The organism is Microbacterium altimontanum (genome assembly GCF_058349865.2).
In genome coordinates this window covers 414,336-426,673 of record NZ_JBYRJB020000004.1, presented here as the reverse complement: position 1 = coordinate 426,673, position 12,338 = coordinate 414,336, and the positions used below count along the sequence as shown (strand labels likewise).

Below are 12,338 nucleotides of genomic sequence, written 5' to 3'. Positions count from 1 at the left end.
CGAGTCTAGGCGCTCGCGTGCGGCGCCCCGTGCGCGGTGCCGGCCGCGAGGGTCCGCGCGGTCTCGGCGAGCTGGGTCACCCCGCCGTCGCGCAGCGCGCGCACGAGAGCAGTGCCGACGATCGCGCCGTCGGCATACTCCAGGGTCGCGGCGACCTGCTCGGCGTTCGAGATGCCGATGCCCACGCAGCAGCGCTGCGCACCGTGTGCGCGCAGTCGTCCGACGAGCGTCCGGGCGGCGGCGTCCAGTTCGGCGCGCTCCCCCGTGATGCCCATCGTCGACACCGTGTAGACGAAGCCGGTGCTGTGCCGGACGATGAGCTCGAGCCGCTCGTCGGTGGATGTCGGCGCCGCGAGGAACACGCGGTCGAGCCCGGTGCGCTCGCTCGCGGCGATCCACTCCCCGGCCGCGTCGGGCGTGATGTCGGGGGTGATGAGCCCCGCACCGCCTGCGGCGGCGAAGTCGTCCGCGAACCGGTCGACGCCGTACTGCAGCACCAGGTTCCAGTAAGTCATCACGAGCACGGGCACGCCCGTGCGGTTGCTGATCTCGCGCACGGCGGGGAACAGATCGCGGATCTTGAAGCCGCCGGCGAGCGACGCCTGCGCGGCCTCCTGGATCACGGTGCCGTCCATCACCGGGTCGGAGTACGGGGGCCCGAGCTCGAGGATGTCGGCGCCGCCCTCGGCGAGGGCGACGGCGGCCTCGATGCCGGTGCGCAGATCGGGGTAGCCGAGCGGCAGGTAGCCGATGAGCACCCCTCGTCCGTCGGCGTGGGCGGCATCGATCGCGGCTGCCACACGCGAGGTCATCCGACGGCTCCCTCGTCGTAGAGCCCGAAGTAGCGGGCGGCGGTGTCCATGTCCTTGTCTCCGCGGCCGCTCAGCGACACGGCGATCACCGCGTCGGGGCCCAGCTCGCGTCCGATGCGCAGGGCGCCGGCGAGGGCGTGGGCCGACTCGATCGCGGGGATGATGCCCTCCGTCGCGCTGAGCAGGCGCAGCGCCTGCATCGCCTCGTCGTCGGTGGCGGGGATGTACTCGGCTCGGCCGATGGACGCGAGCCAGGCGTGCTCCGGGCCGACGCCCGGATAGTCGAGGCCCGCGGAGATCGAGTGGGACTCGATCGTCTGGCCGTCCTCGTCCTGCAGGACGTAGGTCTTCGCGCCGTGGAGCACCCCGGGCCGCCCGCGCTCGATCGAGGCGGCGTGACGCGGGGTGTCGACGCCGTCGCCGGCGGCCTCCACGCCGTAGAGACGCACCCCCTCGTCATCGAGGAACGCGTCGAACATGCCGATGGCGTTGGATCCTCCGCCGACGCACGCGACGACGGCGTCGGGCAGGCGTCCGGCCTCGTCGAGCAGCTGGGCCCGCGCCTCCTCGCCGATGATCTTCTGGAAGTCGCGGACCATCGCCGGGAACGGATGCGGACCCGCCGCGGTGCCGAAGATGTAGTTCGTCGTCTCGACGCTCGCGACCCAGTCGCGGTACGCGTCGTTGATCGCGTCCTTGAGGGTGCGCGAGCCGGTCCTCACCGGGACGACCTCGGCGCCGAGCAGACGCATCCGGGCGACATTCAGCGCCTGCCGCTGCGTGTCGACCTCGCCCATGTAGATCGTGCAGTCGAAGCCGAACAGGGCGGCCGCCGTCGCGGTGGCCACGCCGTGCTGGCCGGCGCCGGTCTCGGCGATGACCCGCGTCTTGCCGAGACGCTTCGTGAGCAGGGCCTGCCCGAGCACGTTGTTGATCTTGTGCGAGCCGGTGTGGTTGAGGTCCTCGCGCTTGAGGAACACCCGCGCGCCGCCCGCGTGCTCGGCGAACCGGGGCACCTCGGTCAGCGCCGACGGACGCCCGGCGTACGAGTGCAGCAGGCCGGTGAGCTCGGCTTGGAACTCCGGGTCGTCGATCGCCGACTCGTACACGGCCGTCAGCTCGTCGATGGCCGCGATGAGCGACTCGGGCATGTAGCGGCCGCCGAACTCGCCGAAGAACGGCCCGCGGGCCTCCCGCAGATTCGTCATGCGTCCACCTCCGGCGTCGGTCCCAGGAACGAGTGCAGCGTCGCCACCGGGTCGCTGGTGACGAGCGCTTCCCCGATGAGGACGACGTCGGCGCCGGCGGCGCGATAGTGCGCCACGTCGGCGGGAGTGTGCACGGCCGATTCCGCGATCTTGACGGCACCCGCGGGAATGCGCTCCACGAGCCGCCCGAACAGGTCGCGGTCGAGGTCGAACGTCGTCAGGTCGCGCGCGTTGACGCCGATGAGCTGTGCGCCGATATCGGCGGCGCGGTCGACCTCCTCCGCGGAATGCGTCTCGACGAGGGCCGTCATGCCGAGTTCGCGCACGAGGGCATGCAGTCGCTGCAGCTCGGGCTGCGCGAGGGCTGCCACGATCAGCAGCACGAGATCCGCTCCGGCCGCCCGTGCCTCGAGCACCTGGTACTCGGTCGCGATGAAGTCCTTGCGCAGCACGGGCAGCGAGACCGAGGCCTTGACGGCTTCGAGGTCGCCGAGCGATCCTTTGAACCTCCGCTGTTCGGTCAGCACCGAGATGGCGGACGCACCGCCCTCCTCGTAGCGCCGCGCCTGCAGCGCCGGGTCTGGGATCGCGGCGAGGTCACCGCGCGAGGGGCTGGCGCGCTTGACCTCGGCGATGATCTTCACGCGGTCCGCGGGCGCGAGGGCGGCGCGGGCGTCGAGCGCTGCCGGTCGTGCGGCGGCCGCCTCCTCGACGTCCGCGATCGAGCGCAGCGCCTGACGGCTCCGGGCGTCCTCGACCGCGCCGGCCGTGAGGTCGGCGAGCATGCTCAATGCTCTTTGGCCGTGTACTTCGGGCCGTTGATGCCGTAGCCCGCCTTCGCCAGCACCCATCCGACGATGAGCCCCACGACCGCGAGCGCGACGCACGCCCACACGAGCCACGGCACGTCGAGGAAGAAGGCCACGGTGCCGATCGCGATCGCGACCAGCATGATGATCACCGCGGTCCAGGCAGCCGGCGAGTGTCCGTGACCGGGGTCGGCGATGGGGTTGCTCATGGGGCTCCTTCGTATGCTGACGCGACGAAACGCGTCCGGATGAGAGTCTAGCGGGGGTCCGCTTCGCCGGTGGGATCCTCGCCCCGTGACAGGTCGTCCCACGAGTCGACGGCGTCGAGAGGGCCGGTCGCCGGCCGGGCTGCGACATCCGTCCGGTACTTGCGCCCCGATGTCGACCAGCGCCGTGCGGTGACGAGGACGAAGACGCCGGCGGCCAGCAGCACGATCCACACGGCGAGCGTGACCAGGGGCCAGGCGCTGGGGGTGATCGTGGCGACGAGCCCGGCGACTGATTCGTCGCCGGTGATGCCCGTCGCGTCGGTCACCGTGCGGGCGACGGCGCTCACGGGATGCGTGAACGCGACCTGCGCGGTGAGCAGTCCCTGCGCGACCGCGATGACGACGGCGAGGGCGCCGAACACGTACCGGAGCACAGGTCCGACGATCGAGAGCGCCGCACCGAGCGCGAGCACGGCGAGGCTGAGCGGGGCCAGCACGGGGATGGCGGCCGCGCCGGAGACGGTGAGGTCGTGGGCGGCGGCGCCGGTCAGAGCGACCGTCAACCACGTCTGCGTCGACGACATGACGCCGAGCGCGCCGCAGAGCACGACGACCACGACGCTCAGGAGCCGGGCGCGAGCCGTCACGGGCTGCCTCCGATCACCGGTTCGAGGTCGACGGCGTCGAAGCACGTGCGATCGCCGGTGTGACAGGCCGCACCGATCTGCTGCACCGTGACGAGGAGGGTGTCGCCGTCGCAGTCGAGCCGCACTCCGCGCACGAGCTGGATGTGTCCCGACGTGTCGCCCTTGCGCCAGTACTCCTGCCGGGAGCGCGACCAGAACGTGACACGCCCCTCGGTCAGCGTGAGGCGCAGGGCCTCGGCATCCATCCACCCGAGCATGAGCACCTCGCCGGTGTCCCACTGCTGGATGACCGCAGGCACCAGGCCGTCGGCGTTGAAGGCCACGCGGGCGATGCGCTCCTCGATGGGTGACGTCATGCGGCCGCCTCCTTCCGCACGGGGATGCCGTCCGCCGCGAGGGCATCCTTCACGGCGCCGATCGTGAGCTGGCCGGAGTGGAAGACGGATGCCGCGAGCACGGCGTCGGCCCCGGCGCGCACGGCGGGCGCGAAGTCGTCGACGGCCCCGGCGCCGCCGGACGCGATCACGGGCGCCGACGACAGCTCCCGCATGAGCCCGATGAGCTCGAGGTCGAAGCCCGCCTTCGTCCCGTCGGCGTCGATCGAGTTCACCAGCAGCTCTCCGGCGCCGCGTTCGATGGCCTCGCGTGCCCAGGCGAGCGCGTCGAGCTCGGTCTCGACGCGGCCGCCGTGTGTCGTCACGACGAAGCCGGAGGCGGTGGCGCCCGCCCGCTTGACGTCGAGCGAGAGCACGAGCACCTGCGCGCCGAACCGGTCGGCGATCTCGTCGATCAGCGCGGGGCGGGCGATCGCAGCGGAGTTCACGCCGACCTTGTCGGCACCCACCGACTGCAGTCGTGCGACGTCGTCGACCGACCGCACCCCTCCGCCGACGGTGAGCGGGATGAACACCTGCTCGGCCGTGCGGCGGACGACGTCGTACGTCGTGGCGCGGTCGTCGACGGTGGCGGTCACGTCGAGGAAGGTCAGTTCGTCGGCGCCCTGCGCGAAGTACTCCCGCGCGAGGGCGACCGGGTCGCCCATGTCGCGCAGATTCGCGAAGTTCACCCCCTTGACGACGCGGCCGGCCGCGACATCCAGGCACGGGATCACACGGGTCGCGAGCGTCATCAGAGCCTCGCCGCGTGGATGGGCGTGACGAGGATCGCCCGTGCGCCCAGCGCGTACAGCGCGTCCATGACCTGGTTCACGGTCTTGCGCGGGCTCTGCACGCGCACCGCCACCCACTCGGGGTCGCGCAGCGGCGAGATCGTCGGGGACTCGATGCCCGGGGCGATCGCCACCGCCTGGTCGACGAGGTGGACGGGCAGGTCGTAGTCGATGAGGACGTAGCGGCGGGCGACCATCACGCCGCGCAGCCGGCGCAGCAGCGTCTCGGTGCCGTCCACGTCCTGCGGGCCGGCGATGAGCACGGCCTCGGAGCGCAGGATCGGCGGGCCGAAGACCTCGAGGCCCGCCTGACGCAGCGTCGTGCCGGTCTCGACGACGTCGGCGATTGCGTCGGCGACGCCGAGTTCGACCGCCGACTCCACCGCACCGTCGAGCGGGACGAGATCGACGGCGACCCCGTGCCCATCGAGGAACGAGTCGACGAGCCCGGGGTACGACGTCGCGATGCGCACGCCGTCGAGGCTCGCGACATCACAGAAGCGGCCGGGCTCGCCGGCGAAGCGGAACGTCGAGTTCGCGAAGCCGAGGGCCTCGATCTCCCGTGCCCCGGGGAGGCGCGCGTCGAGCAGGAGGTCGCGGCCGGTGATGCCGACGTGCAGGGCTCCGGAGGCAACGTAGGTGGCGATGTCCTTCGGACGCAGGTAGAAGAACTCCACGTCGTTGTCGGGATCGATGACGTGGAGGTCCTTCGAGTCGCGCCGGCCGGTGTATCCGGCTTCGGCGAGCATCTCGGCGGCCGTCTCGGCGAGGGAGCCCTTGTTGGGCACGGCGATGCGCAGCATGCGGAGTCTTTCTGTGGGAGCGAGCGGAACGGGCGGCGACATCACAGATGTCGGTACACGTCCTGAAGCGTCAGCCCCTTCGCGATCATCATGACCTGCAGGTGGTAGAGCAGCTGCGAGATCTCCTCGGCCGCCTCGTCGTCCGACTGGTACTCGGCGGCCATCCAGACTTCGGCGGCCTCTTCGACGATCTTCTTGCCGATCGCGTGCACCCCCGCGTCGAGCTCCGCCACGGTACCGGAGCCGGCGGGACGGTCGGCCGCTTTCGCGGCGAGCTCGTCGAACAGCGCGTCGAACGTCTTCACCATGCCAGGGTACCGGTCCCCCGGCCCGGCTCGGACCGGATGTCGACGCCGCGCTGCACCCCCACCCGGACCGCTCGCCTGTCGCAAATCGACCGTCGATGGGCGCAGGAAGGTCGATTCGCGACAGGCGAAGGGTCCCTCAGTGGCGGTGCGCGGCGGCGGTGGAGCGCAGCGCGGCGATGGCGGCGACGGGATCGTCGGCGCCGAAGACCGCCGAGCCGGCCACGAACGTATCGGCTCCGGCTTCCGCCGCCTGCGCGATCGTGGACTCGGAGATCCCCCCGTCGACCTGCAGCCACACCGACGAGCCGCGACGGCGCGCCTCGTCGGTGAGGGCACGCAGCTTCGGCATCGTCTCGGGCATGAACGACTGGCCGCCGAAACCCGGCTCGACCGTCATGACGAGGATCTGGTCGACGTCGTCCATGAGCTCCCGCAGCGTCTCGATGCCGGTCGCGGGCTTGACGGCGACGCCGGCGCGGGCGCCGATCTCCCGCAGCCGGCGGGCGAGCCCCCTCGGGTCGGCGGCGGCCTCGAGGTGGAACGTGACGGATGCGGCGCCGAGCTCGGCGTAACCGGGAGCCCACCGGTCGGGGTCGTCGATCATGAGGTGCACGTCGAGCGGGACGGGACTGGTCGCCTGGATGCGCTCGACCATCTGCGGACCGAACGTCAGGTTGGGGACGAAGTGGTTGTCCATGACGTCGACGTGGACGAAGTCCGCCGCGGCGATGCGGCCGAGCTCGGCCTGCATGTTGACGAAGTCGGCGGCGAGGATGCTCGGGTTGATGCGCGGGGCGGTGTGGGGCACGCCCCCATTATGTCGGGCGGCCCGGCGGTCAGCGCCGGCGCAGCAGGCTGATGAACATCGCGTCGGTGCCGTGACGGTGCGGCCAGAGCTGAGCACGCCCCGAGCCGTCGGCGGGAGCGGGAAGATCCATCGGCGCGCGGGCGATCGTCTGCAGCACGGCGCGGGCGTCGAGCTCCTCGATCGCGTCGCCGTGCCGGCGATGGACCTCCGCCAGCACCCCGGTGGTCTCGGCCAGGTGCGGCGAGCACGTCACGTACGCCACGATGCCGCCGGGGGCGAGGCCGGTGATCGCCGCCGACACGAGCTCGGTCTGCAGGGCCGTGAGCTCGGGCACATCGGCGGGCGTCTTGCGCCATCGCGCCTCCGGCCGGCGCCGCAGCGCGCCGAGCCCCGTGCAGGGCGCGTCCACCAGGATGCGGTCGTACGCGCCGGCCTCCTCGCCGCCGCGGACCCGGCCGTCCTCCTCGGACACGGACACGGGAAGCGGCACCGCCTCCAGCGCGCGCCGCACGAGCCCCGCGCGCGCCGGCACGAGTTCGTTCGCTTCGAGGCGCGCACCGTGCGCGAGCGCCTCCGCCGCGAGGATCGCCGTCTTTCCGCCCGGGCCCGCGCACAGGTCGAGCCAGCGCTCGCCGGGCCGGACCGGCAGCGCGCGGGTCAGGGCGAGCGCGGCCAGCTGCGATCCTTCGTCCTGCACGCGCAGGCCGCCGTTCGAGCCGCGCACGAGCGGCTCGGGGTCGCCTGCCCCGGCCTGGAAGCCGAACGGCGAGTACGGCGTGCGCGCCGCGTCATCGGGCAGTTCCGCGACGCCTGGCAGGGCGGCCATCGTCACGCGCGGCGCGGCGTTGTCGGCCTGCAGCAGCGCATCGAGCTCGTCGCCGCGCCCCTCGGCGGCCAATGCCCGGCGCATCGCCCGGATCACCCAGACCGGATGCGCCGTGCGCAGCGCGAGCCGCTCGTCGTCGGAGCGCGCCGACCGCTCGACGAGGGCGAGCCACTCCCCCGGCGTGTCGCGGGACACGCGTCGCAGCACGGCGTTCGCGAACCCGGCAGCTGGTCGCCCGGCGCCGTCGCGGACGAGCTGCACCGTCTCGTTCACCGCCGCGTGCGAGGCGATGCGCGTCGACATGAGCTGGTGCACGCCGAGACGCAGGGCGTCGAGCACCGCCGGGTCGATCTGGGCGGCGGGACGGTCGGCGGCTGCCGCGATCACCGCATCGTAGGTCGCCTGGCGTCGTAGCGTGCCGTACGCCAGCTCGGTGGCGAGGGCGGCGTCGGCGCCGCTGAGCCCCGCGCGGTCGATGAGCCGCGGAAGCAGGAGGTTCGCGTACGCATCGTCGGCGTGCACAGCCCGGAGGGTGTCGTAGGCGACTCCCCGTGCCGTCGCTGCCGTCACGAGCCGGCCACCGGTTCGCCGGCCCGCAGGCCGCGCCACCAGTCGCCGGCGTCCATCGCAGACTTGCCGGCCGGCTGCACGCGCTCGACGATGACGGGATCGTCGGCGGTGCCGATGAGGATGTCGCGGCCGTCCTGCGCGATGCGTCCGGGGGCCAGCCCGCCCGCCCGGTCGCCCGGGCGCAGCGCGAGGACCTTCACTCGCATGCCGGCGACCGTCGTGAACGCGCCGGGTTCGGGCGTCGTGCCCTGCCAGCGCGCGAGGACGCGCGCCGCCGGCTCATCCCACTGCAGTCGCGCGTCATCGATCGTGAGCTTCGGCGCGAGGGTGGCCGCGCCGCTCTGGGGCGTCGCGGTGGCGGTGCCCGTCGCGATCTCGCCTACGACCTGCGTCAGGAGGTGCGCGCCACGGTGCGCGAGCGCGTCGAGCACGTCCGCCGCCGTCGCCAGCGGCGGCACGTCGTAGCGCAGCTCACCGAGCACGTCACCGGCGTCGAGGGCCGCAACGAGGCGGAACACGCTCGCGCCGGTGGTCCGCTCCCCGGCGATGAGGGAATGCTGCACGGGCGCCGCCCCGCGCCAGCGCGGCAGCAGCGAGAAGTGCAGGTTGATCCAGCCGTGCTCAGGCGCCGACAGCAGCGGCTCACGCACCAGTCCGCCGTAGGCGACGACGACGCCGAGCTCGGGGCGCAGGTCCTGCAGTGTGGCGGTGACGTCGCCGGCGAGGCGCGCGGCCTTCACGACGGCGAGGCCGAGCTCGGCGGCGGCGGTCGCCACGGGGGACGGCGTGAGCGTGCGCTTCCTGCCCTGCGGCGCATCGGGCCGTGTCACGACGGCGATGATCTCGTGATCGGATGCGGCGAGCCGCTGCAGAGCGGGCACGGCGACCTCGGGGGTGCCGGCGAACACGAGGCGCATGGTTCTCCTCAGAATGTCAGCGCGGGGCATCACAGCTCGGGATCGAGCACATCGGCGCGCACTTTGAGTGTATTGCGCGGTCCTGCCGGCTTGCCCTTCGCCGGCCGGCGGGTGCGCAGCGCAGCCGTGACGACGGCGCCGCGCAGCGCCTCCGCGACTGCCCGGCCGTGGGCGTAGCCGAACCGGACGAGCGCGCGCGCCGCCGCATCGGCGCCGTCGACCGGCACCGGCCCGAGCACCGCGTCGGGTCCGAGCGCGGGGACAGCATCGCGCACGGCGGCGAGGGCGGCCTCGACCTCCGTCCTCGTCCCCTCCACGGCCGCGACGCGCACCGCCGGCGGCATGAGCAGCGGCGCCCGTTCGGCCAGCTCGGCGCGGGCGTAGGCCGGCTGCGTCCACGTGGCGAGTGCACGGGCGACGGGCCCGGCGACGCCCACGAGGTGCACCGGGGACCCAGGTGCCGCCAGAGCGGCGGCGTTCGACCACCAGCGCAGGCACGACTCTCCGATCCGAAGGTCGTCGGCCTGCAGCATCCGGTCGCCGTCGAGCAGCAGCACCGCACGGTACCCCCCGGCTGCGATCGGCTCGGCGCCGCGCGTCGCGATGACGAGCGCGGGCTGGGCGCCCACGCGCGCGACCGGGTGCTCTCCGTCGGCGACGATGACGCGCGTGCCGGGGAACGCCCGGCCGAGCTCGTCGGCGGTGCGCTCGCTCCCCGCCGAGGCCATGCGCACGCGGGTGGAGCCGCAGTTCCCGCACGTCCATCCGTGCGCCGAGCGGCCGCACCACGTGCACTCCGGCACCGCACCGTGGCGCCGGGCGTGCAGCGGTCCGCCGCACGTGGTGCAGCGGGCCGGCCGGCGACACTCCGCGCACACCAGGGTCGGCGCGAAGCCCGGACGCGAGACCTGCACAAGCACGGGGCCCTCCCGCAGTGCTTCCCGCGCCGCGGCGAAGGCCGCCGACGGCACGCGTGATCCGCGGGACTCGCCCTCCTTCGTCGCCGAGAGCACGACGCGCGGCGACGATCGGCGGGCAGGGGCCAGATCGCGGACCCATCGGGCGTCGACGAGCCGCTGCACGTCGGTGGAGCGGGTGTGCCCGGCGAACACCAGCGCGCACGGTTCGAGCTCCTGTCGCACGAGCGCGGCGTCCCGCGGATGCACGCCGGGGCTCAGCGGCTCGCTGAGCAGGGAGTCGCCGTCGTCCCAGATCGCGAGCAGGCCGAGCTCGTGCACGGGTGCGTACACGGCCGAGCGGTTCCCGATCACGATGCAGGGGACCTCCGCCAGCGTGCGCAGGTAGGCGGCGTAGCGGCGCGGGCCCGACTGTGCGGCGTCGACGCGCACGATGGCATCGGTGGGGACGAAGGATGCGAGTGCCGCCTCGAGCTGGTCGAGATCGCGGTGGTCGGGGGCGACGAGGATGGCGCTGCGTCCGGCATGCAGGGAGTGCGTGGCGGCGGCGGCCAGCAGCACGGCCCAGGAGCCGACGTCGGCGCCGTCGGGAAGCGGCGCGGGATGCGGAGGGGCGTCCACGGCCGCGCGGCCGCGCGCGGTCAGGAGATCGGCGAGTCCGGGGAACGCGTCGAGCACCGTGCGCGCACGCTGCTCCTGCGCGTCGTCGACCTGAGGCGCGGCAGGGGCGTCACCGGTCGCCCACGACTTCTCGGCGCGCACCATGCGCCTGGGGATGGCAAGGCGGAGCACGTCGTTCGCCCCGCCGGCGGCGCGGTCGGCCACCCGCCGGGCGAGGGCGTAGAGGCGAGCGGGCAGCACCTCCACGGGCGAGACGACGGCGTCGATCTCGGACAGCGGACGGTCGGCGGGGTCGTCGTCGGCGAGCTCGACGATATACCCGTCGACGACGCGTCCGGCGGAGCGCAGCGGCACCTTCACGCGCACTCCCGCCGCGGCATCCGCACGCAGCTCGTCGGGCACGGCGTAATCGAACAGCCGATCGAGCTGCGGCAGGGGCGAGTCCACGAGCACGCGTGCGACGCGGCGCGCGGCCATGTCAGATCCCGGCGGCGCGGCGCAGCTCGTCGACGCGGTCGGTCCGCTCCCAGGTGAAGTCGGGCAGCTCACGGCCGAAGTGGCCGTAGGCCGCCGTCTGCGCATAGATCGGGCGCAGCAGGTCGAGCTGCTCGATGATGGCGCGCGGACGCAGGTCGAAGACGTCGCGGATCGCGCGCGTGATCGTCTCGTCGGGCAGGGTGCCGGTGCCGAACGTCTCGACGTACAGGCCGACGGGGCTCGCCTTGCCGATCGCGTACGCGACCTGCAGCTCGAGCCGCGACGCGAAGCCCGCGGCCACGGCGTTCTTCGCGACCCACCGCATCGCGTAGGCGCCGGAGCGGTCGACCTTCGAGGGGTCCTTTCCGCTGAACGCGCCGCCGCCGTGGCGTGCCGCTCCCCCGTACGTGTCGATGATGATCTTGCGGCCGGTGAGGCCGGCGTCGCCCTTCGGGCCGCCCGTGACGAAGGGGCCGGCGGGGTTGATGAAGTATTCGGCGCGCGACGCGTCGAGACCCGTGGTCTCGAGGATCGGGTCGATCACCTCGGCCCGGACGGCGGCACGCAGCGCCGCCATCGAGATCTCCGGATGATGCTGGGTCGACAGCACGACGGTCTCGATCGTGCGCGGCACGTCGCCGTCGAACCCGACGGTGACCTGGGTCTTGCCGTCGGGCCGCAGGAACGGCAGCGCCTCGGTGCGACGCGCCTGCGTGAGGCGCTCGGCCAGCCGGTGCGCCGTCCATGCCGTGATCGGCATGAGCTGCGGCGTCTCGGTCGTCGCGTAGCCGAACATGATGCCCTGGTCGCCGGCGCCGAGTTCGTCGTTGGGGTCGGTGGAGCCGTCGTCACGGTGCTCGAGGGCGCGGTCGACGCCGGCCGCGATGTCGCCGGACTGCTCCCCGATGGACACGCTCACCCCGCACGAATCCCCGTCGAACCCGGTCTCGCTCGACGTGTAGCCGATGCGGTTCACGACGTCGCGCACGGTGCCGGGCACATCCGCCCACGCCTCCGTGCGGACCTCGCCGGCGACGTGCACGAGCCCCGTCGTCACCAACGTCTCGACCGCCACGCGGCTGCCCGGGTCCTTCGCGATGAGCACGTCGAGGATGCTGTCGGAGATCTGGTCGCAGATCTTGTCGGGGTGCCCCTCGGTGACGGACTCGGACGTGAACAGGCGCAGCGGCGTCATTGTGCTCCCAGGGTCGAGGGGTGGACGGGCACCAGTATGCCCC

At 73.1% G+C, this 12,338-nt stretch carries 14 protein-coding genes; all 14 read right to left on the bottom strand.

Annotation, left to right across the window (positions count from 1 at the left end):
• Nucleotides 1-5 precede the first annotated feature (5 nt).
• The gene (gene trpA / locus AC3RX1_RS09490; RefSeq protein WP_491500981.1) at nucleotides 6-812 is read right to left on the bottom strand and encodes a tryptophan synthase subunit alpha; all 807 of its coding nucleotides are present in this window, start codon (nucleotides 810-812) and stop codon (nucleotides 6-8) included.
• On the bottom strand, nucleotides 809-2,020 hold the full coding sequence (trpB, locus tag AC3RX1_RS09485; protein WP_491500980.1) for a tryptophan synthase subunit beta: 1,212 nt from the start codon (nucleotides 2,018-2,020) through the stop codon (nucleotides 809-811). Before trpB ends, trpA begins: the two co-directional genes overlap by 4 nt.
• A complete protein-coding gene (gene trpC / locus AC3RX1_RS09480; RefSeq protein ID WP_491500979.1) occupies nucleotides 2,017-2,805 on the bottom strand; it encodes an indole-3-glycerol phosphate synthase TrpC in 789 nt (262 codons plus the stop codon). The genes trpB and trpC overlap by 4 nt, the downstream gene beginning before the upstream one ends.
• A 2-nt stretch (nucleotides 2,806-2,807) precedes the next feature.
• Entirely contained in the window at nucleotides 2,808-3,038 is a 231-nt protein-coding gene (locus AC3RX1_RS09475) for a DUF6704 family protein (RefSeq protein ID WP_491500978.1), read from the bottom strand.
• A gap of 47 nt (nucleotides 3,039-3,085) precedes the next feature.
• Nucleotides 3,086-3,685, bottom strand: a complete 600-nt coding sequence (locus tag AC3RX1_RS09470; RefSeq protein ID WP_491500977.1) for a Trp biosynthesis-associated membrane protein — start codon at nucleotides 3,683-3,685, stop codon at nucleotides 3,086-3,088.
• Entirely contained in the window at nucleotides 3,682-4,041 is a 360-nt protein-coding gene (gene hisI / locus AC3RX1_RS09465; protein WP_491500976.1) for a phosphoribosyl-AMP cyclohydrolase, read from the bottom strand. Before hisI ends, AC3RX1_RS09470 begins: the two co-directional genes overlap by 4 nt.
• Complete coding sequence (gene hisF / locus AC3RX1_RS09460) at nucleotides 4,038-4,814, bottom strand: imidazole glycerol phosphate synthase subunit HisF (RefSeq protein WP_491500975.1); 777 nt, start codon at nucleotides 4,812-4,814, stop codon at nucleotides 4,038-4,040. The genes hisI and hisF overlap by 4 nt, the downstream gene beginning before the upstream one ends.
• Nucleotides 4,814-5,656 (bottom strand): ATP phosphoribosyltransferase, encoded by an 843-nt coding sequence (gene hisG, locus AC3RX1_RS09455; RefSeq protein ID WP_491500974.1) that lies wholly within the window; start codon nucleotides 5,654-5,656, stop codon nucleotides 4,814-4,816. Before hisG ends, hisF begins: the two co-directional genes overlap by 1 nt.
• A 41-nt stretch (nucleotides 5,657-5,697) precedes the next feature.
• Nucleotides 5,698-5,961, bottom strand: coding sequence for a phosphoribosyl-ATP diphosphatase (locus tag AC3RX1_RS09450; protein WP_491501013.1), 264 nt, complete (start codon nucleotides 5,959-5,961; stop codon nucleotides 5,698-5,700).
• 139 nt (nucleotides 5,962-6,100) lie between these two features.
• Nucleotides 6,101-6,772, bottom strand: coding sequence for a ribulose-phosphate 3-epimerase (gene rpe, locus AC3RX1_RS09445; RefSeq protein WP_491500973.1), 672 nt, complete (start codon nucleotides 6,770-6,772; stop codon nucleotides 6,101-6,103).
• A 28-nt stretch (nucleotides 6,773-6,800) separates the two neighbouring features.
• Nucleotides 6,801-8,168, bottom strand: coding sequence for an RsmB/NOP family class I SAM-dependent RNA methyltransferase (locus tag AC3RX1_RS09440; RefSeq protein WP_491500972.1), 1,368 nt, complete (start codon nucleotides 8,166-8,168; stop codon nucleotides 6,801-6,803).
• Nucleotides 8,165-9,085, bottom strand: coding sequence for a methionyl-tRNA formyltransferase (gene fmt, locus AC3RX1_RS09435; RefSeq protein WP_491500971.1), 921 nt, complete (start codon nucleotides 9,083-9,085; stop codon nucleotides 8,165-8,167). The genes AC3RX1_RS09440 and fmt overlap by 4 nt, the downstream gene beginning before the upstream one ends.
• Before the next feature lie 29 nt (nucleotides 9,086-9,114).
• Nucleotides 9,115-11,100 (bottom strand): primosomal protein N' family DNA-binding protein, encoded by a 1,986-nt coding sequence (locus AC3RX1_RS09430; RefSeq protein WP_491500970.1) that lies wholly within the window; start codon nucleotides 11,098-11,100, stop codon nucleotides 9,115-9,117.
• Between the two features lies 1 nt (nucleotide 11,101).
• A complete protein-coding gene (gene metK / locus AC3RX1_RS09425) occupies nucleotides 11,102-12,295 on the bottom strand; it encodes a methionine adenosyltransferase (protein ID WP_491500969.1) in 1,194 nt (397 codons plus the stop codon).
• Nucleotides 12,296-12,338 lie beyond the last annotated feature (43 nt).